The following is a 22,817-nucleotide window of genomic DNA, read 5'->3' as shown; positions in this document are numbered from 1 at the left end:
AGGATAATTAATACCGTAAGTTACAAAGATTATGGAATATTCAGATACTTATGTGTTTGTAGTGAAATTTCCCATTGCGGGTTTTCTTTTACATAATCCACAATCAGCGGGGTCATTTCTTTGGATTTTGACCATTCGGGCTGTAGGTAAAGCTTACAGTCGGGTGATACCATTTTGGCGTGATATTCGGCCCATTCAAAATCGGATTTATTGAAAACGATCACTTTTAACTCGTGGGCACATTCGGCCACGTTTGGCGTAGGCGCTTTGAATTTTTTGGGTGAAAGGCAAATCCAGTCCCAATCGCCCGAAAGCGGATACGCGCCCGAAGTTTCAATAAATGTTTTTATTCCCTTTTCGTGGAGGTTGTGGGTCAAATAATCAAGGTTGTAAATAAGCGGCTCTCCACCGGTAACTACAACAGCTTTTGCAGGATGAAGGGCGGCGTTGCTCACAATTGTATCAGCCGCGGTAAGGGGATGTAACTCGGCATCCCAACTTTCTTTAACATCACACCAATGGCAACCTACATCACAGCCGCCAAGGCGAATAAAATATGCGGCTTTGCCCGTATTGTACCCTTCCCCCTGTATCGTATAAAACTCTTCCATTAAAGGAAGCAGCGTGCCGTCGTCTGGTATTTGGTGTGCCATAGTTATTTGAGGGTGCAAAGGTACTGAAATATAGGCGAAAGCTAAAAGGTGAAAGCCAAAAGGTAATATGGAAGTACCTTAATAAGGCGAAAGGTAAAAGGCCAAAGGTGAAAGGTCTTGGCTTTATCATCAAATTACATTATAAAAAAAATAAAAGTACATGCTAAAATACCTTTTGCCTTTCACCTTTATCCTTTTGCCTTTTTTTATTTTCATTTATAATTGTTATAATTACTTTAATTTTAAGATAACCAATTAAATCCCTTTTCGTAAAATGCAATAACTGTATCGTTAACGCTTAATTTATATCCGGAGATGAAAAAGCTTTACCTTCCTTTATTTTTAATGGCAGTGCTTTGTTTTAGTTCATGTGTAGATATTGAAGAGCATTACGATTTTAAAAGCGACGGAACCTGTAAAGTTGCCTACGCCTTTGATATGAGTAGGGCAGTATCGGTATTGGTTAATTTGATGTCTGATTCGGTTAAGGAAACGCCTCAATTTAGTTTGGTTAAGGACACTACGCTTAACTTTTATAGTGCTATACCCGACAGTGCGCAGCAAAAACTAAAAGCTGAAGAAATTGAAATGGCCAAAAGCAGTGAGCTAACGGTGAATATGAACCTTAAAAAGAGTGTTATGAAAGTAACACTTAATCATACGGCAAAAAACGCCGCAGACCTGCAATATTACTTACAAAATGTATCAAAAATTGCACTTAATACCCAGATAAGCGCTATCACCACCACCGATAAAACGAATAAGCCATTCGACGCACGGCAAATGGTAGGAGGGCAGGACTACTACTCGTATGATATAACTCCTCATAAATTTTACCGCATCATTGATAAAGCTAAGTTTAACGCTTTTTTAAAGAAAACTCAGGCTACTTTTATGATGGCAAAGGCGATGCTGATCGACATGCCCTATAAGGTGATCCTGAGATTTGCTCATCCTGTAAAGAAGATCAATAATTCAAAGGCAATGCTCTCGGCCGACAGGAGGGAAGTTACGCTTGTTACCAGCATGGACGAGGTAATTAAGAATCCAAATGTGATGAATCTGAAAATTGATTTTTAAAATTGGTTGGCTCAATAAGATTCAGAAATGTTGGCGTAATATTAGATTTTGAAACTTGCAGTGCATAACTTGTACTCATGAAATCTGACCTTGACCAAATTATCGAATATTTTGAAGGTGAAAAGAAATCGCTTGAAGTATCAATTAAGAAAAGCCTTGCTGAGTATGACTATTTATATGCCCATTATCAACAAGAAGGCCTTTGGCGTTTAGATAGTCATCTTGGCGCATTAAAGCGGTTTAAAGATACTTTTTACGTTAAAAAGAGTTTACTTGAAAGATGGATTAGGTGGATGGGCTCTTCTTTTGAAGATGGCGAACGTTCTGCTTTTGATAAAGAGCAAATAGTTGAAACGAGAAATGAACTTGAAAAATTAAACCGGCAGCAAACAGATCTTTATTTTAATGATAGCCAGGTAATTGACAACGCATTGTTCGATTTGTATGAAAGGCGAATTAGAAAATTCAGGTTGTGCCTGAGCGCAGAAGAAAATTTTAATCTTGATTTTGAAGTCTCCGGAGAGTTTTTAAAAATCAGCCATCAGTTAGATTCACAGTACAATAATTTTGTTGATTCGACAGACTTTGATGACGATGATATAGCATCTCGATATCCTTTAATAAATCTTGGCTTTAGGTGGGATACAGCGGAAAAAAAGTTTGTATATTATTATGATATGAACGGGTTTAAAGAAGCCCTGCCAGTAAAGATCTTGTTATCCCGTATAGCTTATGAAAAATTCAGCTTTGATCTGGACAATCCCGATTTAAATCCCTTTGTTAATATATTCGATAAATGAAATGGTATAAAGTTTTGGGATTAGTCTATATGGAAGGCACATTTATAAAAAAGGTTAAGGTTGGCGGTAAAAGTATTTGCCTGGTAGGCTTTGAAGGTAAACTTTATGCGGTATCAGCAAAATGCCCCCATGCCGGAGCCGATTTAAGCGAAGGCCTGTGCGTGAGGAAGCTGATCGTTTGTCCATATCATCGCTATACTTATAATCTTGAAACAGGAAAAGGTGGCGAAGGGCAAAATGATTTTATTGAAACTTATCCTGTGGAAGTAAGGGACGATGGTGTTTACGTAGGTGTAAACACGCTTTGGGACAAGCTGAAGTCTGGGTTTAAGTAAATGGTTGATTAAGTGAATAATTAATTCTATAAACTAAAACTATTCACCTAATCAACCCAATAAACTACTTATTATTTATAAACCTCTTTATTAGCCGAAGCCAATGTGTTTTTAAGCAAACCGACAATGGTCATCAAGCCTACGCCGCCCGGTACAGGGGTAATCCATGATGATTTTGGTGCTACGTTTTCAAAATCAACATCGCCGTAAAGTTTAAAGCCCGATTTTGTTGTAGTTGAGGTTTCGCGGTTCATACCCACATCAACAACTACTACACCATCTTTAACCATATCGGCCGTAATGAAATTCTTTTTACCGATAGCTACGATCAGGATATCTGCATCAAGGGTGAATTTTTTGATATCGGGTGTGCGACTGTGGCAAATAGTAACTGTGCAGTTACCCGGAGCGGTGTTACGTGCCATCAGGATGCTCATTGGCGAACCCACGATATTACTGCGACCAACAACCACGCAATGTTTACCTGCTGTTTCAATGCCATATTCTTTAAGCATTAAAGTAATGCCGTAAGGAGTTGCCGGAATAAACGACGGCAAATTGCGCTGCATCCGGCCCAGATTAACCGGGTGAAAACCATCAACATCTTTGCGATGGTCGATACGCTCGGTTACCTTTTCAGGATCGATATGTTTTGGTAGCGGAAGTTGTACGATAATGCCGTCGATATCAGAATCAGCATTGAGCTCTTCAACTTTTTTCAGCAACTCTTCTTCAGTAACATCGTCTTCATAACGCACCAGCGATGATTTGAAGCCAACTTTTTCGCAGTTCTTCATTTTGCTGGCTACATAAGTTTCACTGCCACCATCGTGACCAACCAATACTGCCACCAGGTGAGGCTTCCTGCCGGTTTTTTCTAATATTTTAGCTGCTTCTTCAGCTATTTCAACCTTAAGTTTTTCTGAAACGTATTTTCCGTCTAAAAGCTGCATTATTAAATGTGTTTAACCAAGTGATCAGGCAACGGAGGCAAACTTAAATTTGCCGGCTCTGATTTTACTCGTATTCTTATAAAAGGCCTGTTATCCAGGGATAGTTTTAATCCGTGATTTTGATTGATCTTGCTAATGATACTTTCAATAGTTTCTGTTTTGTTGTTCAGGAGCATTTCAAATATAATTTTATTTGATTCTGCGTCTTTATTGAAGGCATCAATATAATATTTCGGTTCGTTGGAATCGTACACAATCCATTTGCCATAAACAAAGTCTCCTAAATGAATATGTTTAACAAATCCGGTTGCTGTAAGATATGTAACTAACCTGTACAGAATATATTAATTTATTCACTCTCGCTCCCCTTCAAAGGAATTAAGAGATTAATCCAACTTTAAAACTGCCATAAATGCCGACTGCGGTATCTCTACGTTACCTACCTGACGCATGCGTTTTTTACCTTGTTTCTGTTTTTCCAACAGTTTACGCTTACGGGAAATATCACCACCGTAACATTTGGCGGTTACGTCTTTACGTAAAGCTTTTACTGTTTCGCGGGCTATGATCTTGGCGCCGATCGAAGCCTGGATAATAATCTCAAACTGCTGGCGGGGTAAAAGTTCCTTTAATTTTTCGCAGATCTTTTTACCAAAATCATATGAATTACCGCGGAAGATCAGGGATGAAAGTGCGTCAACAGGTTCGCTGTTTAAGCGGATATCAAGTTTAACCAAATCTGACTGGCGATAACCTATCTGGTGATAATCAAACGAAGCATATCCTTTTGAAATGGTTTTCAGCTTGTCGTAAAAATCAAATACGATCTCGCCCATTGGCATCTCGAAGATCAGCTCAACACGCTCCGATGTGAGATATGACTGATTTACGATGGTACCGCGTTTTTGAATACAAAGCGACATTACCGGGCCAACAAATTCAGATTTGGTGATGATAGTAGCTTTAATATAAGGCTCTTCTACAAAGTCAATTTTACTTGGATCAGGTAGATCGGACGGGTTATTTACCGTAAACGAATCGCCCTTGGTGGTGTGAGCCAGATATGATACGTTGGGAACGGTAGTGATCACCGTCATGTTAAATTCGCGCTCCAAACGCTCCTGGATGATCTCCATATGCAGCATGCCCAGGAAACCGCAACGGAAACCAAAGCCTAAAGCCGCTGATGATTCCGGTTCAAAAACCAACGATGCATCATTGAGCTGTAATTTAGCCATTGACTCACGAAGTTCTTCATAATCTTCGGTATCAACCGGGTAAATACCGGCAAATACCATTGGCTTTACTTCTTCAAAGCCCTGAATCCCTACTTCGCAGGGACGGTCAACGTGGGTAATGGTGTCACCAACTTTAACCTCTTTTGCTTCTTTTATGCCTGATATGATATAACCTACGTCGCCGGTTTTGATTACGTCTTTAGCTAACGGGCGCAATTTAAGCGTGCCAACTTCATCAGCAAGGTATTGCTTTTCGGTAGCGACGAATTTTACTTTATCGCCTTTTCGGATCTCGCCGTTTACAACTTTAAAATAAGCTATAATACCACGGAACGAGTTGAAAACCGAATCAAAGATCAGTGCCTGCAGCGGAGCTTTAGGATCACCTACCGGAGCGGGCACACGCTCAACAATGGCGCGTAAAATATCATGAACACCCATGCCGGTTTTGCCCGATGCGGCAAGGATCTCCTCACGTTTGCAGCCTATAAGATCGACTATTTGATCCTTAACTTCCTCGGGCATAGCGCCGGGAAGGTCCATTTTATTCAGGATCGGGATAATTTCCAGGTCGTTCTCTAAAGCCAGATAGAGGTTTGAAATGGTTTGTGCCTGGATACCCTGTGCAGCGTCCACTATCAGTAAAGCGCCTTCACACGCTGCTATTGAACGTGATACTTCATATGAAAAATCCACGTGACCGGGGGTATCGATCAGGTTGAGCACGTATTTTTGCCCGTCAAGCACATAATCCATTTGTATGGCATGGCTTTTTATGGTGATGCCGCGCTCGCGTTCCAGATCCATATCGTCAAGCAATTGTGCCTGGGATTCGCGCTGCGTTATGGTGTTAGTATACTCTAATAACCTATCAGCAAGTGTGCTTTTGCCGTGGTCGATGTGTGCTATGATACAAAAATTACGAATGTGCTCCATTGAACCGCAAAAATAACTTTTTAAACCGATAATTTGTATCGGCTAATAAATTAACTATTTTGAAATGTTTAATTTAAATAATATCAGAACAAAATGGCTGTCTCGGCAAGCATAATAAGTGATATCGAACGTAAGCTAAACGCTCAGATTAAGAATGTAAGCCCGATAAGTGGAGGCGATATTAATCAAGCTTACTGTTTGCAAACCACGTTAGGTGATTTTTTTATTAAGATAAATAGCCTCCATAAATTTCCGGGCATGTTTAAAAGCGAGGAGAGTGGTTTAGCTGCTATCCACAAAACAAATACAATAGCTGTACCTGAGGTTGTTTTACAGGGCGATACCGGTGACGAAAGTTATCTTATGCTGCAATGGATTGAAGCAGGATACGGCGATGCGATATCATCGCAAAAATTGGGCAGGCAACTTGCTCTCATGCATCGTGACACAGCTGCACAATTTGGGTTTGAGGCAGATAATTATATGGGTTCGCTCCATCAAAGCAACAATCGACACAATAGCTGGGCCCGGTTTTTTATTGAAGAAAGATTGCAACCGATGGTTAAAATGGCTGTAGATAAAAGAGAGCTTACCCAAACCGATATTCACCAGTTTGATCAGCTCTATAAAAAGCTTCCAGGTTTATTTACGGAAGAACCACCCGCATTACTGCACGGAGACTTTTGGGGAGGCAATTACTTGATTGATACCAGTGGCAAACCTTACCTGATCGATCCGGCGGTTAGTTATGGCAATCGTGAGTTTGATATTGCGATGACCACGCTTTTCGGTGGTTTTGACCGCGCTTTTTATGAGGCTTATAACCAGGAATTTCCGTTACGGCCCGGCTGGCAACAGCGTCTTAAACTTTGGAACCTTTATCCGCTGCTGGTTCACGTAAACCTGTTTGGCAGCATGTACACCAGGCAGGCAAAGGAGAATCTTTCGGCATTTATTTAGTTTGTGCCCTGTACAAAGATTGGTGTTTCGGTTACTTTAATAATAAGTTTCCCGTTAACTGTTTTTAGGGTTGTTTTAACAACATTATCGGCACCTGTTTTTAGTGTATAAACATTTGCTTTAGCTGTACCAAGGTTAAGTGTATATGTACCTGTACGTGCCTGATAATCAGGGACGGTTAATACGTACATGCTTTGTAAACCTAATGAATACTTATCAACCAACGGGTCGGTATTAATGGTGGCTGAGTAGGTATAGTTACCCATTAATTTTGATGTTTGCAATATAAAATCGGCGGCAGGTCTGCGTTTGCCATTTTCGGCTAAACCAGATGTAGCATATTGACCAGCAGCATTAGGAGCATCGTCAAAAAGCTGGTAATAAAATACACGTTGTATACCATGCCTGATGTAAAGAAGCGAAGTTCTTAAAATCCAATCTGCCTGGGTGTTTTTCGATGTCTTTTGCCCTACATCTAAAGCTCTCTGATAGCTTCCCTTGTTTATATCGTAGCCAGACTCGGTTACCCAAACAGGGATTGGTTTAACAAAAGAATTTGCATACTGAACAAACGAATCAGCAATTTGCCCCGCCATCGACAATTCCGGCGGCAGGCCAAACGTGTTAGACTGATGTGTTAAAATATTACCGTTATTGTTGTAATAGTGGTAGTTAATAATATCAAAACACAGATTGATACTGCCGTTGGCTCTGTAACCACGGTTGATTCGGCACCACTCTACCATTTTCTTTACAAAATTTATGTCGGCTGTAGCTAATCCACCCATTACCACTTTCATATTAGGATCAGCATTTTTTACACCGGCATTTTTTCCTAACTTCCCCTTGTTGCCATCATAAAAGGCCGACATGTTAGCTGCATATTCTTCAGCGGTTTGTTGTGTTGCCGATCCTTTCCACCATTTATCGCGCTCATTATCACACTCTACGTAAGTTATAAGGCCCATGCCCACTTTTACCTGGTTAGGCGAGTCATCTGTCCATCGTATGCTGGTGTCAACTTTTATAAATGCTCTGTTAATATTGGTATTATAGCCATACCTGGCGGCAAATTGAAAGGCCATGTGCGCCTGGTCAATATAGCTTGCCGGATCAGCCTTACTTAAGCCATAAATAAGCGGCGCATTTTCAAGATCCCGCATATTGTTAGGATAAGTATTAACCAACCATGGCGGACAATTTTTTATATCTGCTAAAACCAATATACCTTCCTGCTTGCAACGGCTATAAATGAGATCATAGTTCCAGTTGTCTTTATGAGTGGGGTTGAAGGTATAGCTGCCTTTAGTGCTTTCCATCCGGGCCCAGCCTAAATAATGCCTTACCGCACTGAATGACTTGATAAGGTTCATGTTGGTTTCGTAAATGGCTCCTTTTTGCTCCGGATTGGCGGGATCCCGCAAAAAATTCCATTCATACGCGTTTATGCCAAACATGTTTTTAAGCGGAATATTTGAACTCGTAGCTGAAATTGTGTGAATAGATTTAATAGTTGTAATGGCTTCTGAGCTTTTTTGCGGCCGGCAGCGATTAAATGAAAAAGTAAATAACGATACCATTAACAGTATCTTATGGTTAATTAACAGCTTCATCCTTTGAGTGGTTTTTAGCGGGTAAACTACAATTAAATCCGGGCCGATAACAAGACTTCTTCAATGAATTTCATCGTTTTACAAACAACAACCGGCTAATTTTTTGTGAAGGCTTTTCAATAAAATTTCACTTATTATAAGCATGGATAATTTAGGTTTTAACGAATAGGTTACCGCGCAGGTTACGATTTATTGTTATTGTAAAGGTTGAAATGCTGTTCGGTTCGTTTAGGACGGGACAGTGCAAATAAAAAGCCCGGAACACGCCGGGCTTTAAAATATAAGTTTTAACGTTTATTTCACTCTTACATAAGTTTCAATGATCTCATGATCAACTTTAAGGCTGTCTATCTTCTCAATTCCTTTTTGAGTTAGGGTATCATTTTTCATTGTGAGCTTAAATTTGAAATCCCTGTTTTCCCAATCGCGGGCATCGCAATAAGCCAAGTGCTCGGTATAATCGTCGCCGGATAGGGTATAAGTGCCCGCGCCCGACGAATAAACCGGTTTGGCTGTTTTGCCGTGTACCAGGTCATGCGTGAAAAAGGCGAAGTTAGTGGCGTTAAACATTTTAAACATTTCCTGGTCTTTAGGAGGGGTGGTTACCGTAGTATCGCCCTTCATAATGCTTTTGCTTGATATCAGATGCCAGGTCCCGTCAAGCTTACCGGCAGGTTCGGTTGTTTCTGTAGTTGCCTTTGGCGGGTTACTGCATGAGCATAACGCGAGCAATAAAAAAGACGCTATGTAATAGGTTTTCATGGTGTTAATAAAGGTTATTGATATACAATAATAACATAAAAAAAGCACCGGCTATCATATTTGCCGATGCTTTTTAAAATAATTTCAAAAGTTTATGTTATTCGCCGCGCTTAAGGCCAAATTTTTCAATTTTACTGTAAAGATGACTGCGTTGAATATCGATATCATCAGCAGTTTTTGAAACGTTCCAATTATTTTTTTCCAGCTTGAATTTGATGTATTCACGCTCCGCAAAGTCTTTATATTCCTGAAAGTTATTGAATTGATCAAAATCCGTTTGCGGTGCAGGAGCGGCGGCGCTGCCAGTGCCAACTGCTGTTGGTGCAGATGGGTTGGCAAACGCTCTAACATCGTTATCTGTAATAACTTTATCACTCAGGATGATCAAACGCTCAACCATGTTGCGGAGTTCACGAATATTACCGGTCCATGGCAGGGCTTTAAGGGCCTCAAGTGCAGCATCAGAGATTTTTTTAACGGGCATGCCATATTCATTGCAGATCTCATCCAAAAAGCTTTGAGTTAACAACGGGATATCGTCTTTGCGTTCAATAAGCGGTGGTACGTGGATCAATATTACACTTAGGCGGTGGTACAAGTCCATACGGAAATTACCGGCTTCAATTTCTTTCAGCAGGTCCTTGTTGGTTGCCGCTACTACACGTACATCAACGTCAATTTCCTTTTCGCCGCCTACGCGTGTAATCTTATTTTCTTGTAATGCACGCAATACCTTAGCCTGGGCCGACTGGCTCATGTCACCTATCTCATCCAAAAACAAAGTGCCGCCATTTGCCGATTCAAATTTACCGATGCGTTGTTTAATGGCTGATGTAAACGAACCTTTTTCATGACCGAATAGTTCACTTTCAATTAACTCTGATGGAATGGCAGCACAGTTTACCTCAATAATAGGTGCACTTGAGCGGTTTGATTTTTCGTGCAACCAACGCGCAACCAGCTCTTTACCACTGCCATTGGCACCCGTAACCAATACGCGGGCATCGGTGGGGGCCACCCGGTCAATAGTTTCTTTTATTTTGAGGATAGCCTGCGATTCGCCTAAAATCGAGCGCACCTTTGATGCTTTACGTTTAAGGACCTTAGCCTCAACAACAAGACTTCCCCTGTCAAGCGCGTTACGAACGGTAATGAGCAGGCGATTCAGATCAGGTGGTTTTGAAATAAAGTCAAATGCGCCTTTTTTGCTGGCTTCCACAGCGGTTTCAACCGTGCCGTGGCCTGATATCATAATAAAAGGAAGATCGGGTTTAATGGCGAGGCCTTCGGTAAGCACCTCCATACCATCCATGCGGTTCATCTTAATGTCGCACAGTACCAGGTCATAGTCTTTTTTTTCAATTAACTGAAGGCCGTCAACCCCGTTATCTACATCTTCAACCTCGTAATCTTCATACTCTAAAATCTCGCGAAGCGTATTACGAATAGACCGTTCATCATCAATTATTAAAATTTTAGCCATGTTTTGTAATTATGTACCGATATGTAATTGTTGTTTGCTAATATATGGGTTTGTATAGAAAAACAAACACTTTTAATGTGCTATAAAGGTTTAAGGCGGATAAATGTTTGCAGGGTTATAAAATTTATTAAAAATAAATGGATACAAATAAAAAAACCCCTCGCTTTACAGCAAGGGGTTTATACAGCAGCAAACCTATAAGCCGGGTTCTGTTTTGCCTTTTTAAAGGGCAACTTCTATCATTTATCTGGCCCTGTTATCACTAACAGGTTTAAACAACCTACCCATCCTAACGACCTACCTTGCGGCAGATACGGGAGCGAGCAACTCCGCTTTCAGGACCTATTTGGTTTTTCAACTCCTGAGGTTTACCGTCATAGCCGGTCGCCCGGTTATGCCGTGAGCTCTTACCTCACGTTTTCACCCTTACCCACCTAAGCGGGCGGTATTTTCTCTGTGGCACTTTGCTGTCGCCGGCTGCCGGCGCCTTCCCGTTAGGAAGCAGGATGCTCTATGTTGCCCGGACTTTCCTCCGCCAAACAAGCTGGCAGCGATAGAACGTTTTGCGGGGATAAAGATAGGGAAATTTTGTGGTTCATGGCTGATAGTTCATGGATCATGGTAAAATGGAGCCGACCAATAAGTCTTTGCTATGAACCATGAACTAAAAACTATTTGCAGTTTCTAAGATCATCCTGAACCTGCTGCAAAGTAACTGTCCCCATCTTATTACCAAAGGAATTGGAGACATAAGTAAGCACTTTAGCAATTTCTAAGGGCGCAATATCATCCGCCTGCATGTCATCGTCAAATGTTCTGCCGGCTACAGTTATTTTTCCTTTAAGGCCGTTTTTGATAAAACAGGCAAGTACAGCTTTGTTCTGTTTTAGATACGTTGAATCTGTTAATGGAGGAATAAGTGCCGACAAGCCTTGTCCTTTATCGCCATGGCAATTTTGACAATGCTGCTGGTAAACAAGGCTTCCGCCCGAGTAATAGCGTTTAAACTCAATTTGATCCTCGCTTTGGCATGATGCACCAATTATGATCAACAAAATAGCTATAGCGCCTATTGCCTTTATCTTCATTTGGCAGCAATTTGGTCGGGTTCGGCTTTCAGGGTTTTGATATCGGCAATCAGTTTGGTTACTTCTGCCGGATCTGTTCCTTCGTAGGTACCGCGAATACGTTTTTGTTTATCTATCAAAATAAAAAAGCCGTCATGGATATATTCGCCTTTGGGATTTTTTTCGGATACACTTTGCAGGTAGCTTTTGGCAATTTTATAAGTATCGCCTTTTTCACCATGCAGCAACCACCAGGTATTGCCCTCAATCCCTAATTTATCCGCATAGCGTTTTAATACAGGAACGGTATCATATTTGGGATCGATGGTATGCGAAATGATCCTGAAGTTATCATCATCCTTAAACTCCTTGTATACATTAAGCATATTTCGGTGCATCACCGGGCAAATAGAAGGGCAGGTGGTGAAAAAAAAGTCGGCTACATATATTTTTCCATCCAGGTTTTTCTGAGTTATAGTATCAGCATACTGGTTTACAAACTTGAAGGGTGGGATAGTGGCGTACTCAGTATCTGTTACTGTTTTGCCATTAACCGTTTTAGTTACCGGAGTTTTATAACCCAATATTGGAAGGGCGGTTTTAGTATTTGATTTGCAGGCATTGAAAAGCATTAATATAACAATGCCTATCCACAATTTCCTCATTTTTTTGCCGGTATTTGGGTTATATATTTAGTTGAGCCGGTAACAGCTACATTTATTTGGGTATCTATTTTGCTGATGAGCTTCTTTTGAGCTTCAAGATAGTCCATAATTTCCTGATGGGATTTGCCTTTGTTTTCCGCATCAAATTTATGCATCCAGTCGCTCATCGCATTATCAGCATCATCAACCAGTTTTAAATAAACCTGCGCGCTGTCTTTATTGATATTGGGAGCGTTCTTTTTTATCAGGCTATCCAGCAGTATCTTATTTTTCATCAATTGCTCGTCATTGGCCATTACTTTATCATGTACGGCAATTACCTGTTTTAAAAGATCTTTTTCCTGTTTTTTAGTGTCGGTGCAACCTAATAACAAGGCAATGCCTGCAGCTGCGAATAGATGTTTTTTCATGGTTTTTGATGCGTGATAAAACTTGGCAAATATGCTAAATGTTTAGCTGTTTAACACCCTTAAATAATAACTATAGTCTGTAACAGGTAAAGTTTTTGTACCCGCAAACTTTAGCTGTTGCCCAATTTGGGCTCTGGTATGTGTACCATGGTTAAGAACCTGCGTAATAATATCGCCAAGTTGGTTTTCAAAATAGTCGCCGGTAAAGCTATGATACGGAATTATGCTATTCAGATCTTCCTCATCGATTTCGTTTAAAAATGTGACCCATGCTTCATAACGCTCCGGTACCTGTTTTTTGCATTGCTCAATTGTAACATTTTCGGGCCATGTGTTAGGCAGAGAAGAAGGGATAAGTTTGCATCTTTCGAGCCATACCTGTTCGGCGGCCAGCAGATGGCCCATCAGTTTAAGCGTTACCTCCGGCGAACCGTTTGCTTCCATTGTCTGTATCAACTGCTGATTGGCAAACAGGTTATAACCAAACATTTTTATAAAGTGTGTTTTCATAGCGTTTGTAAATTAATGGCTAATGTATTAAAGCAATTTTGTATATTTATGAAAATGCTGGTTAACAATTAAATAACATAGTTGTCACATTCAGCAAACATCTGCTTGTTACCTTTATTTTATAGCTAAAACACAAAGGTTATGAAATTCATTATCAATATCTCTAAACTGCTGATTAATTTCCGTCAGTGGATGATGCTTAAAAGTATGCGTTCGTCGTTCATACATTAAGTTATCACTTATAATTCTTCATTTATAAATATAATTGCACTTTTGGGCTTGTAGCTCAAATTAATGGAACTTACTGACCGGGAAATACATTTAAGCAAAGATCTTTTTGGTGCCGACTTTGAATGGGGCGTTTCAACTGCTGCTTTTCAGGTAGAAGGATCTCATGATGCCGATGGAAAAGGACTATCTGTGTGGGATGTTTTTACCACAAAAAAAGGAAAGATCCTGAATGGCGACCATGCACAAACAGCTTGCGATTTTTACAATTTGTATGAGCGTGATATCGACCTCATAAAAGAACTTAATATCCCCAATTTTCGTTTTTCTATATCCTGGACCCGTATTTTGCCCGAAGGCACCGGGAAAATTAACCAGGCCGGCATTGATTATTATAACCGGGTAATCAACTACTGTATTAAGCAAGGCGTTGAACCCTGGTTAACTGTTTATCACTGGGACCTTCCGCATGTGCTTGAAGTTAAAGGCGGCTGGACAAATCGTGAAGCAATAAACTGGTTTAGTGAGTTTATCACTATTTGTGCTCAAAACTTTGGCAATAGGGTAAAACATTGGATGGTAATGAACGAGCCTGTAGTTTTTACGGGAGCCGGCTATTTTTTCGGCATCCATGCGCCGGGACGCAGTGGTATGAAAAACTTTGTGCCCGCCATACATCACGTTACCATGAGTATTGCTGAAGGTGGCAGGATCCTGCGAAAATTGCTGCCTTCAACGGCGCAAATAGGTACCACATTTTCGTGTTCGCAAATAGAGCCTTACACAGATAAGCCAAGGGATATAGCTGCCGCAGTCCGTGCCGACGCGCTGATCAATCGTCTATATATTGAACCTTTGTTGGGCATGGGTTACCCAATAAAAGACCTGCCTGCACTTAAAGATCTGAAAAAGTATTTTTATCCCGGCGACGAGGATAAGCTGAGATTTGATTTTGATTTTATCGGCATACAGAATTACACCCGCGAAATTGTAAAATATTCGTTTTTTACGCCGTATATCAACGCAAGTATGGTCAAAGCCGAAAAGAGGGGTGTTGACCTTACAGCTATGCGCTGGGAGGTTTACCCGCCTTCTATTTACCATATGATAAAAAAATATGATGCATATCCTAATGTTAAAAAGATTATCGTTACGGAAAACGGATCAGCTTTTCCCGATGAGGTTACTGATGGTGAAGTAAATGACCCCAAAAGATTAAAATACTTAAAGGATTACATAGCACAGGTGTTAAAGGCAAAAAACGAAGGCTGTAAAGTTAATGGCTATTTTGTGTGGACCCTCACCGACAATTTTGAATGGGCCGAAGGTTATCATCCGCGTTTTGGGCTGATTCATGTTGATCATGCAACCCAGCAGCGCACGGTTAAAACATCCGGCAGATGGTACGCTGAATTTCTGAAATAAGCTGTTAGTTTTTTGGCAGCGTGAAATTAAATGACGTGCCATTTTCGGTATCACTTTCAAACCAGATTCGGCCGTTATGATCTTCAATAATTTGCTTACAGATGGAAAGACCAAGGCCAAATGATTTTTCACCAGCGGTTCCGGGGCGTTTAGCATCTGTAAACATGTTAAATACCTGGTTTTTGAGCTTTTCGGGAATCCCTATACCGCGATCTTTTACAGAAAACTGGATTTCGTTTTCCAAATCAATAGCCATAACTAAAATAGCCGATCCTTCCGGACTGAATTTAATAGCATTACTTATCAGATTGCTGATCACCCGCCATATTTTTTCACGGCTAATATAAATTTCGAGTGGTGAATTTAATAGGAAAGTATTGATAATCTGCTGTTTTTCAGCGGCCTTAAAACGCATCAACTCAACACTGTTGCCCAATAAAGAATTAACTTCAACCGCTTCTTTATGTAATATAGCCGAAGCAGATTCAGTGGCTTCCAGAATTTCATTGATTAGTTCAATGGAGTTAAATGAAGTCTCCCGAATAATATTTAACAGCTCTTTTTGTTCGTCGCTATAATTTTCCTCAGTCATTACACTGGTAAGCGAAGCTATTCCGCCTATAGGGTTGCGCAGATCATGTGCAACAGTACGTAAAATCCGGTCCTTTTCCTGGTTATTGAGTTTTAAATCACGGAGGGCGTTTTCAAGATGGTGGTTTTGATGGTTTATCTGGCTGTTAAGGCTTCCAAGTGTTTTAATGTTCTTTTTTGATTTTTGCCAGTTTAAAAATACCAGGGAAATGATAATAATGAGCATCAGGGCAAAAACAACAGTTACCCTCAGATAAATATGCTGCAATTCATTGTTTTTTTTAAGGTTATTAAACTCGTTATCTTTTTCAAGGCTTTTAACCTGTTCTGCAACGTCGGCTTCTTTTAGTTTTTTGTTTTCATTTGCTATGATGTCCTTAAGTTCATCATATTGCTTATAGTGCGTCATAGCCTGCTGATGATCATTCTGCTTCTCGAAATAATTTGACATCAATAAGTGCCATTTTTGTTTTGTTTCCCGACTTTGGACACTATCAAACTGGAGGCTAATAATATTGAGGAGGTTTAATAAAGAGTCATTTAAGTTTTGCTGATCATATATAGATGCAAGCTTTAATTCGGAGTGTTGAGCGTCATTATTATCGTTTCCTTTGCGCAGATTGATAGCTATACTTTTTCTGAGAAGACTTTTAGCCTTGTTATAATCTTTTTCCCTGATACTTATATCAGCCATATTGCCATATACAACCCCTTTGGATACTTCCCCCATTTGGGGCCTGTCTTTAAACCTTGCAATGTTATCATTAATGTAATCGAGGGCTTTGTTGTAAAAATGCATAGCACTATCATTCATCAACATTTTACTGTAGCTTAAACCTATATTATTCAATAGTTCCTGCCTGCGATAAAAATAATTGAAGTTTCCTTCGCATGACCTGGTTTCATCAAAGCTTTTTTTAAAATATACGGCGGCCCGGCTGTAATGTTCCTGCTTATACAAGATCATGCCCATCCGGTAGCTGTAATCTCCCATGGTACAATCGTCAAGGTTATTATTGGCAATTACTTTTCCTTCGTAAAAATAACTGTAAGCTTCGTTGTAACGATGCTCGTCAAATAACACATCTCCCTTGGCAAGATGAGCCTGGCCATATTCACTGGTAAATTTTAGCTTCTTCTCCGGCGTATCGAAAATATTAAGCATACTGTCGGCGTAAAGCAAAGCCATTTTTCGATCGGCCTTTATATGCGAAGCATAATTATAGATAAAATAATAGTAATTATAAACCTGTTTGAAGCTAAGGTTGCTTGAATGACGGAAGGCCGAATCAAGATAATTTACTGCTGCTTTGTGATGCCCATTATCATACATTATCGTTGCAGTGTCAACAGCCTTATTATAAGCTGAAGACGAAAGAAAGCCCTTTGACTGTTGCCCGCATGAAGTGGTTATCAACAAAAAGTAAACAAAAAGCAAACAACCCTGTATATTACCGGATAGCCATATTTGCCTGAAGCTTTTGTATATAAACATCAATATTAAATTATGCGAGGTTTAGAGTTGATTGTAAAACAAGGGTAATCTATAAAAAAAATAAAAATGACCGGGTTGTTTTACCAATATTTTTTTATTTATCTATCACCTGTCCAAAATAAATTGGTTTGGAATAACCGATATGTTAAGATGCCTGGGCCGGAAGATAGACGTAAAAACTTGAACCATTATTTGATTCGCTTTTTAGCCAAATTCTGCCACTATGTTTTTCAACTATTTGACGGCAGATGGAAAGCCCGAGGCCAAATGATTTTTCGCCGTCGGTGCCGGGCCGTTTAGCTTCGGTGAACATATTAAACACTTGTTGCTGTAATTTATCAGGAATGCCTATACCGTAATCTTTAACACATATTTCAACACCTTGATGTTTTTGGTTTACAATTACATAAATAACGGCACCTTTGGGACTAAACTTTATGGCGTTACTAACCAGGTTGCTGATAACCCGCCATATTTTTTCCCTGTTTATTAGTATTTCAGTGGGAGCATCCAATAAGCTCAGCATGATATCCTGGTCTTTTTCAGCTGCTTTAAACCGCAACAAATCAACACTTTTATTAATGAGGCTATTAATTTCAACCCATTCTTTATTAAAAGTCATGTTGGCAGTATTTGCCGCCTCTAAAATTTCATTGATGAGTTCGAGGGAATTATAGGAAGTTTCTTTTATGAGGTTGATCAGCTCTGTTTGTTCTTCATCAGTTGCATCATCAACCATTGAGGCCGATAACGATGCTATTCCTCCAAGCGGATTGCGGAGGTCATGTGCTACAGCGCGTAGAATTCGGTCTTTTTCCCTGCTTCCCCGGTTTACTTCTTCAAGTGTGTTTTCTAATTCGGTTTTTTGCAACTTAATTTGGTCGTTTAGCATTTTTATAGCTACCATATCTCGTTTTGACCTTTTAAGGTTACGAAAAACAAGGAAGATAATAATCACTGCCATCACTGAAAAAAGCACAGCAAGATAGATGTATATCAACTGCAGTTTATTATGACTTTTAAGATCTTCTATCTGATTTTCTTTATCAAAATTGGCTTGTTGCTGATTAATATCTGTCCGTTTTAATGATGAAGTTCTTTTTGTTGCCGAATCTTTTAACGATGAATAGTTTTTTAAATACAACAAGCTATTCTGGTAATCTTTTTTTTGCAGATAATAATTACTCATCAAACCATTCCAGTTGGTTTCAGCGTCATCATTTTTGATAGTATCGAGCTGGGCGCGGAGTCTTTTCAGTAGTTCAAAAAGGTCGTTTGGTTTATTGGTTATTAAATATAGTCGGGCAAGTTTTATTTCGGTTAGTTCGGCATCGCGGTTATCATAACCTTGTTTTAAATTAATGGCGATACTTTTTTTCAGTAATTCGTGTGCCTGGTTATAATTATGGGTTAATAAAGCCAGATCTCCCTGGTTGCCATATACTACGCCTCTTGCAACTTCAAGCAGGTTTGCCCTTTCGGCAAACCTTGAACTATTTTCATTGATATAAACAAGCGCCTTATTTAAATAAAGGCTTGAGCTGTCAATATCGTCACTGTTTTTATAGCTCTCGCCAATATTATCCAAAAGCTCCTGCCGCTGATAAAAGGCACGAAAATCATCAGCATAGGCATAGCTTTGCCTATGACTGATCTTGAAATAATTGGCCGCTTCCCTAAAATGCCCCTGCTTAAACATAATCATACCCATTCGGTAAGTGTATTCGGCCAGGATGGCATCGTCAATGGCGTTTTTGCCGATAGAGTAGCCCTTGTAAAAATACCTGTAAGCCTCATCGTATCTTACCAGGGCCGAATAGGTATCCCCGGTTGCGAAATCAGCTTCGGCAGCTAATTTAATATGCTGATCCGGGGTAACACTTTCGGTAGCCACAGCTCGCATAGTATCAGCATAAAGCATGGCTTTTTTAGGGTCATGCAGCCCTTTTAAATTGTAAAGAAAATGGAAGGCATAAAAACGGAACCTGTCGCTTACAAACGGGTGTTTTATAGTGCGGTAGGCTGAGTCAAGGTATTGAATGCCCTTCTGTGGTTGGGATCTTTCCCCATTATACAGGTTTACCGTATCAAATAGTGTTTTAAAGTGCCTGGAGTAATCGCCTGTATCATTAACGCTGTTTGCGCAGGAATTAAATATCAATAAAAAAGCCAGGGCCAGCCAAATTAAATGGTTGACCAGCAGTTTGTTTAAACTAACTGGGCTATCAGGGGTTGACAACATTAAGTGGTTACACCACAAATATAACGCTCATAATTATAATGAACAATATTTATGCGCATGAATAACACCGGCGCTGCTGAAAGTTAAAGTATATCGATTATCTATTACTTAAAAGCGTCGAGTCCGGTAACATCCATCCCGGTAATAAGCAGGTGAATGTCATGTGTCCCTTCATAAGTTATTACCGATTCAAGGTTCATCATGTGGCGCATAATAGGGTACTCGCCGGTAATACCCATACCGCCGAGCATTTGCCGGGCTTCACGGGCTATAGTAATGGCCGTTTCAACGCTGTTTCGCTTAGCCATTGATATTTGGGCAGGCGTAGCTCTGTTCTCATTTTTAAGTACTCCAAGACGCCAAACTAACAGCTGCCCTTTGGTGATTTCAGTAATCATTTCGGCCAGTTTTTTTTGCTGAAGCTGAAATCCAGCTATCGGCCGGCCAAACTGCTCGCGTTCTTTGGTGTAACGGAGGGCTGTGTCGTAACAATCCATCGCAGCACCTAATGCACCCCAGGCAATACCATAACGGGCCTGGTTTAAACAACCCAGCGGGCCTTTTATACCTGCTACGTTAGGTAGCAGATTCTCTTTTGGGACTTTAACATGATCAAAAACAAGCTCACCGGTTGCCGATGCCCTTAACGACCATTTATTATGGGTTGTAGGTGTGGTGAAACCTTCCATGCCGCGCTCAACTATCAGCCCGCGAATTTTACCAGCTTCATCCTTAGCCCAAACAACGGCAATATCAGCAAAAGGCGAATTGGAGATCCACATTTTAGCGCCATTAAGTATATAATGGTCGCCGGCATCTTTAATGTTGGTCGTCATGCCACCAGGGTTTGAGCCATGATCGGGCTCGGTAAGGCCAAAGCATCCCATTAATTCACCACTCGCCAGCTTAGGAAGATATTTTTTACGCTGTTCTTCACTGCCGTAGGCATAAATGGGATACATCACCAGCGAACCCTGAACAGATGCTGTTGAACGGATGCCAGAATCGCCGCGCTCTAATTCCTGCATGATGATGCCGTAAGCAGTATAATCTAAGCCCGCTCCGCCATATTCTACTGGTATAGTAGGCCCAAAAGCACCTATTTCGGCAAGGCCTTTTAACAGTTGCGAAGGGAACTCAGCTTTTTGAGCGTACTCTTCAATAATGGGGCTCAATTCCTTCTTCACCCAATCACGAACTGATGAGCGGATCAACTTATGCTCATCGGTTAGTAACTCATCTAATAAATAGTAATCGGGGGCTTCGTACAGATCTGTTTTGGCCATAAAATTATAGTTGGTGGGCAAATATAAAGCATTTATCGCCGGTAAAAGCAAGCCAAAAACGCTGTTTTTTGATATGCGAAGCCACTTTATGATAAAAAGCAGGTTTAAACGGTTTAAAACATGTTTTTGATTGTAAAATATTTTTTGAGCTGCTGGAAATCAGCCGAAATAAAAATATTTTTAAAAGTCTTTCTATAGAGAGTGAGATTTAGAGAGGGCTTTTTTTTATTTTTGGCCATGATCAATATAGCCTTACAGGGCGCGGAGTTTTTCGCGTACCACGGATTTTATCCCGAAGAACAAAAAATAGGTTGCCGTTTTTTAGTTGATGTGAATGTTGGTTTTGTGCCTCCCGGCGATTTGCTGGAAGATAATCTAAGTAAAACTGTTGATTATGAACGTGTGTATATTATAACATGCGAAGAGATGAAACAACCACGTAAATTGATTGAAACCGTTGGTCAGGCAATTATTGATCGTATAAAAAAGAAATACCCGTTTGTTGAAAGTATTGAGGTTACCATTAAAAAACTTACTCCGCCCTTAAGCGGTAAGGTAGCGCATTCGGCTGTTATTATAAATTACAAGAAATCCTGATCATGGAATTCAATAAAATATCGGCTCAAATATTAGAGGCCATAACCGCAATTGTTGGCACCGGTAATGTTTTAACCGGCCAAGAAAGCCTCGAAAAGTACAGCCATGACGAAACCGAAGATCTTGTTTATTATCCGGAAGTTGTAGCGCGTCCGCAAACACCCGAAGAGGTTGCTGCATTGTTGAAAATCTGTAACGAAAACCTGATCCCCGTAACGCCGCGCGGAGCGGGTACTGGCTTAAGCGGTGGCGCCCTTCCGGTTAATGGCGGTTTGCTGATAGCCATGGAGCGTTTTAATAAAATCCTTGAAATTGATGAACAAAACCTGCAAGCTACCGTTGAACCCGGCGTTATAACTGAAGAGTTCATGAACGCGGTGGCTGCAAGAGGCTTGTTGTACCCCGTTGATCCGGCCAGTAAAGGTAGTTGCTTTATTGGAGGCAACGTATCGCATGGTTCAGGCGGGCCACGGGTTGTTAAATATGGAACCATCAGGGAGTATGTGCTGAACTTACAGGTGGTTTTAACATCGGGCGAGATCATATGGACGGGTGCAAATACCCTTAAATATGCATCCGGTTATAATTTAACCCAATTGATGATTGGTTCGGAGGGCACTCTTGGCATTGTCACTAAAATTGTGGTGAAGCTTATTCCTGCTCCAACTTTAGATGCTTTGATGCTGGCCTCATTCCCAACCAATGAAGCTGCCTGTGCGGCGGTTTCAGCAATATTCAGAGCTGGTATTATTCCGTCGGCGCTGGAATTTATGGAGCGAAGAGGAGTGGAGTGGGTTAAGGAGCATGATGATATTGCTTTTGATTTGCAGGATGGTATTGAAGCGTTCTTATTGATTGAAGTAGATGGTACCAACCAGGACGTGATTTTTACCGATTGCGAAAAAATAAATGCAGTGCTTGAAGAGTTTGACTGCCGCGATGTGTTGTTTGCCGATTCGACTGCTCAAAAGGAAGAGCTTTGGCGTTTAAGGCGTACCATGGCGGTATCGGTAAAGTCAAACTCGGTTTATAAAGAGGAAGATACTGTTGTACCCCGCGCCGCACTGCCACCGCTGATTAAGGGAATAAAAGAAACCGGAGCTAAATATGGCTTCGAATCAGTTTGTTATGGCCATGCCGGCGATGGGAACCTGCATGTAAATATCATTAAAGCCAACATGAGCGATGACGACTGGAATAACAAGCTCAAATCCGGCATCCAGGAGATATTTGAATTAACTGTATCACTTGGCGGCACCTTGTCTGGTGAGCACGGCATTGGCCTGGTACAAAAAGAGTTTATGCCGATAAAATATTCGGAAATGCATTTTGCGTTGTGGAAAGGGATAAAGCACGTGTTTGATCCTAAAGGAATTTTGAACCCCGGGAAGATATTTTAGATTTCAAATGTGCGGATTATGGATGTGCAAATGTGCAGATTTCAGGTGCGTAAATGTTTGAATTAGATATGTAAGCTCCATTTGCATA

Annotated in this window: 20 protein-coding genes and 1 other RNA gene; 7 read left to right on the top strand and 14 right to left on the bottom strand. The window is 40.6% G+C overall.

From position 1 onward, the window contains the following. Window positions 1-29: 29 nt before the first annotated feature. Window positions 30-653, bottom strand: a complete 624-nt coding sequence (locus J3L18_RS10640) for a 7-carboxy-7-deazaguanine synthase QueE (protein ID WP_090525991.1) — start codon at window positions 651-653, stop codon at window positions 30-32. Window positions 654-968: 315 nt separating this feature from the next. On the opposite strand from J3L18_RS10640, the gene J3L18_RS10635 reads away from it, so the two are divergent. The 3 genes from J3L18_RS10635 to J3L18_RS10625 all read left to right on the top strand — a co-directional run bounded on the left by J3L18_RS10635 (window position 969) and on the right by J3L18_RS10625 (window position 2,868). Further along, window positions 969-1,733, top strand: coding sequence for a hypothetical protein (locus J3L18_RS10635; RefSeq protein ID WP_129571184.1), 765 nt, complete (start codon window positions 969-971; stop codon window positions 1,731-1,733). Between the two features lie 77 nt (window positions 1,734-1,810). Then, a complete protein-coding gene (locus J3L18_RS10630) occupies window positions 1,811-2,533 on the top strand; it encodes a hypothetical protein (protein ID WP_129571183.1) in 723 nt (240 codons plus the stop codon). Next, window positions 2,530-2,868, top strand: coding sequence for a Rieske (2Fe-2S) protein (locus J3L18_RS10625; protein WP_129571182.1), 339 nt, complete (start codon window positions 2,530-2,532; stop codon window positions 2,866-2,868). Before J3L18_RS10630 ends, J3L18_RS10625 begins: the two co-directional genes overlap by 4 nt. A 71-nt stretch (window positions 2,869-2,939) precedes the next feature. Here J3L18_RS10625 and J3L18_RS10620 read toward each other — a convergent pair whose 3' ends face one another. Together J3L18_RS10620 and lepA are read right to left on the bottom strand one after the other, a co-directional pair. After that, window positions 2,940-3,821, bottom strand: coding sequence for a tetrahydrofolate dehydrogenase/cyclohydrolase catalytic domain-containing protein (locus J3L18_RS10620; RefSeq protein WP_129571181.1), 882 nt, complete (start codon window positions 3,819-3,821; stop codon window positions 2,940-2,942). A 386-nt stretch (window positions 3,822-4,207) separates the two neighbouring features. Then, the gene (lepA, locus tag J3L18_RS10615; protein ID WP_091163934.1) at window positions 4,208-5,995 is read right to left on the bottom strand and encodes a translation elongation factor 4; all 1,788 of its coding nucleotides are present in this window, start codon (window positions 5,993-5,995) and stop codon (window positions 4,208-4,210) included. Between the two features lie 93 nt (window positions 5,996-6,088). On the opposite strand from lepA, the gene J3L18_RS10610 reads away from it, so the two are divergent. Then, window positions 6,089-6,955, top strand: a complete 867-nt coding sequence (locus J3L18_RS10610) for a fructosamine kinase family protein (RefSeq protein WP_129571180.1) — start codon at window positions 6,089-6,091, stop codon at window positions 6,953-6,955. Here the strand turns inward: J3L18_RS10610 and J3L18_RS10605 are convergent. The 8 genes from J3L18_RS10605 to J3L18_RS10570 all read right to left on the bottom strand — a co-directional run bounded on the left by J3L18_RS10605 (window position 6,952) and on the right by J3L18_RS10570 (window position 13,465). Then, window positions 6,952-8,412, bottom strand: coding sequence for a hypothetical protein (locus J3L18_RS10605; protein WP_129571179.1), 1,461 nt, complete (start codon window positions 8,410-8,412; stop codon window positions 6,952-6,954). The genes J3L18_RS10610 and J3L18_RS10605 overlap by 4 nt on opposite strands. Before the next feature lie 450 nt (window positions 8,413-8,862). Further along, on the bottom strand, window positions 8,863-9,330 hold the full coding sequence (locus J3L18_RS10600; RefSeq protein ID WP_129571178.1) for a DUF4488 domain-containing protein: 468 nt from the start codon (window positions 9,328-9,330) through the stop codon (window positions 8,863-8,865). A 97-nt stretch (window positions 9,331-9,427) separates the two neighbouring features. Further along, window positions 9,428-10,813: a sigma-54-dependent transcriptional regulator gene (locus J3L18_RS10595; protein WP_129571177.1), complete on the bottom strand. Its 1,386-nt coding sequence runs from the start codon at window positions 10,811-10,813 to the stop codon at window positions 9,428-9,430. 182 nt (window positions 10,814-10,995) lie between these two features. Next, window positions 10,996-11,383, bottom strand: an RNA gene (gene rnpB, locus J3L18_RS10590) — RNase P RNA component class A. A gap of 101 nt (window positions 11,384-11,484) precedes the next feature. Next, window positions 11,485-11,901, bottom strand: coding sequence for a c-type cytochrome (locus J3L18_RS10585; protein ID WP_129571176.1), 417 nt, complete (start codon window positions 11,899-11,901; stop codon window positions 11,485-11,487). Continuing rightward, complete coding sequence (locus J3L18_RS10580; RefSeq protein ID WP_129571175.1) at window positions 11,898-12,545, bottom strand: SCO family protein; 648 nt, start codon at window positions 12,543-12,545, stop codon at window positions 11,898-11,900. The genes J3L18_RS10585 and J3L18_RS10580 overlap by 4 nt, the downstream gene beginning before the upstream one ends. Next, window positions 12,542-12,955 (bottom strand): hypothetical protein, encoded by a 414-nt coding sequence (locus J3L18_RS10575; RefSeq protein ID WP_091163947.1) that lies wholly within the window; start codon window positions 12,953-12,955, stop codon window positions 12,542-12,544. The genes J3L18_RS10580 and J3L18_RS10575 overlap by 4 nt, the downstream gene beginning before the upstream one ends. A 42-nt stretch (window positions 12,956-12,997) precedes the next feature. Next, window positions 12,998-13,465: a DinB family protein gene (locus J3L18_RS10570; protein ID WP_091163949.1), complete on the bottom strand. Its 468-nt coding sequence runs from the start codon at window positions 13,463-13,465 to the stop codon at window positions 12,998-13,000. A gap of 294 nt (window positions 13,466-13,759) precedes the next feature. Between J3L18_RS10570 and J3L18_RS10565 the strand changes: the two genes are divergently transcribed. After that, complete coding sequence (locus J3L18_RS10565; protein WP_129571174.1) at window positions 13,760-15,118, top strand: GH1 family beta-glucosidase; 1,359 nt, start codon at window positions 13,760-13,762, stop codon at window positions 15,116-15,118. A gap of 4 nt (window positions 15,119-15,122) precedes the next feature. On the opposite strand, the gene J3L18_RS10560 is transcribed toward J3L18_RS10565, so the two are convergent. The 3 genes from J3L18_RS10560 to J3L18_RS10550 all read right to left on the bottom strand — a co-directional run bounded on the left by J3L18_RS10560 (window position 15,123) and on the right by J3L18_RS10550 (window position 20,732). Beyond that, window positions 15,123-17,204 (bottom strand): tetratricopeptide repeat-containing sensor histidine kinase, encoded by a 2,082-nt coding sequence (locus J3L18_RS10560; protein WP_129571173.1) that lies wholly within the window; start codon window positions 17,202-17,204, stop codon window positions 15,123-15,125. 145 nt (window positions 17,205-17,349) lie between these two features. Next, entirely contained in the window at window positions 17,350-19,446 is a 2,097-nt protein-coding gene (locus J3L18_RS10555) for an ATP-binding protein (protein ID WP_091163955.1), read from the bottom strand. A gap of 104 nt (window positions 19,447-19,550) precedes the next feature. Then, the gene (locus J3L18_RS10550) at window positions 19,551-20,732 is read right to left on the bottom strand and encodes an acyl-CoA dehydrogenase family protein (protein WP_090525972.1); all 1,182 of its coding nucleotides are present in this window, start codon (window positions 20,730-20,732) and stop codon (window positions 19,551-19,553) included. A 237-nt stretch (window positions 20,733-20,969) separates the two neighbouring features. Between J3L18_RS10550 and folB the strand changes: the two genes are divergently transcribed. Both folB and J3L18_RS10540 read left to right on the top strand, forming a co-directional pair. Continuing rightward, entirely contained in the window at window positions 20,970-21,329 is a 360-nt protein-coding gene (gene folB / locus J3L18_RS10545) for a dihydroneopterin aldolase (RefSeq protein ID WP_090526249.1), read from the top strand. A 2-nt stretch (window positions 21,330-21,331) separates the two neighbouring features. Further along, window positions 21,332-22,729 carry an FAD-binding oxidoreductase gene (locus J3L18_RS10540; protein ID WP_091163958.1) on the top strand — a complete coding sequence of 466 codons (1,398 nt, stop codon included), beginning with the start codon at window positions 21,332-21,334 and terminating at the stop codon, window positions 22,727-22,729. The last annotated feature ends 88 nt before the right edge of the window (window positions 22,730-22,817 follow it).

It is taken from the genome of Mucilaginibacter gossypii, assembly GCF_017569325.2.
In the GTDB taxonomy this organism is placed as follows: Bacteria; Bacteroidota; Bacteroidia; order Sphingobacteriales; family Sphingobacteriaceae; genus Mucilaginibacter; species Mucilaginibacter gossypii.
Note: the sequence above shows the minus strand (reverse complement) of the source record. Positions and strands in the feature narration are given on the sequence as shown.

Bases quoted from the DNA above. Each gene is read 5' to 3' on its own strand.
- J3L18_RS10640 (WP_090525991.1), bottom strand. From the start codon at position 653: ATGGCACACCAAATACCAGACGACGGCACGCTGCTTCCTTTAATGGAA.
- J3L18_RS10635 (WP_129571184.1), top strand. From the start codon at position 969: ATGAAAAAGCTTTACCTTCCTTTATTTTTAATGGCAGTGCTTTGTTTT.
- J3L18_RS10630 (WP_129571183.1), top strand. From the start codon at position 1,811: ATGAAATCTGACCTTGACCAAATTATCGAATATTTTGAAGGTGAAAAG.
- J3L18_RS10625 (WP_129571182.1), top strand. From the start codon at position 2,530: ATGAAATGGTATAAAGTTTTGGGATTAGTCTATATGGAAGGCACATTT.
- J3L18_RS10620 (WP_129571181.1), bottom strand. From the start codon at position 3,821: ATGCAGCTTTTAGACGGAAAATACGTTTCAGAAAAACTTAAGGTTGAA.
- lepA (WP_091163934.1), bottom strand. From the start codon at position 5,995: ATGGAGCACATTCGTAATTTTTGTATCATAGCACACATCGACCACGGC.
- J3L18_RS10610 (WP_129571180.1), top strand. From the start codon at position 6,089: ATGGCTGTCTCGGCAAGCATAATAAGTGATATCGAACGTAAGCTAAAC.
- J3L18_RS10605 (WP_129571179.1), bottom strand. From the start codon at position 8,412: ATGTTTGGCATAAACGCGTATGAATGGAATTTTTTGCGGGATCCCGCC.
- J3L18_RS10600 (WP_129571178.1), bottom strand. From the start codon at position 9,330: ATGAAAACCTATTACATAGCGTCTTTTTTATTGCTCGCGTTATGCTCA.
- J3L18_RS10595 (WP_129571177.1), bottom strand. From the start codon at position 10,813: ATGGCTAAAATTTTAATAATTGATGATGAACGGTCTATTCGTAATACG.
- J3L18_RS10585 (WP_129571176.1), bottom strand. From the start codon at position 11,901: ATGAAGATAAAGGCAATAGGCGCTATAGCTATTTTGTTGATCATAATT.
- J3L18_RS10580 (WP_129571175.1), bottom strand. From the start codon at position 12,545: ATGAGGAAATTGTGGATAGGCATTGTTATATTAATGCTTTTCAATGCC.
- J3L18_RS10575 (WP_091163947.1), bottom strand. From the start codon at position 12,955: ATGAAAAAACATCTATTCGCAGCTGCAGGCATTGCCTTGTTATTAGGT.
- J3L18_RS10570 (WP_091163949.1), bottom strand. From the start codon at position 13,465: ATGAAAACACACTTTATAAAAATGTTTGGTTATAACCTGTTTGCCAAT.
- J3L18_RS10565 (WP_129571174.1), top strand. From the start codon at position 13,760: ATGGAACTTACTGACCGGGAAATACATTTAAGCAAAGATCTTTTTGGT.
- J3L18_RS10560 (WP_129571173.1), bottom strand. From the start codon at position 17,204: ATGTTTATATACAAAAGCTTCAGGCAAATATGGCTATCCGGTAATATA.
- J3L18_RS10555 (WP_091163955.1), bottom strand. From the start codon at position 19,446: ATGTTGTCAACCCCTGATAGCCCAGTTAGTTTAAACAAACTGCTGGTC.
- J3L18_RS10550 (WP_090525972.1), bottom strand. From the start codon at position 20,732: ATGGCCAAAACAGATCTGTACGAAGCCCCCGATTACTATTTATTAGAT.
- folB (WP_090526249.1), top strand. From the start codon at position 20,970: ATGATCAATATAGCCTTACAGGGCGCGGAGTTTTTCGCGTACCACGGA.
- J3L18_RS10540 (WP_091163958.1), top strand. From the start codon at position 21,332: ATGGAATTCAATAAAATATCGGCTCAAATATTAGAGGCCATAACCGCA.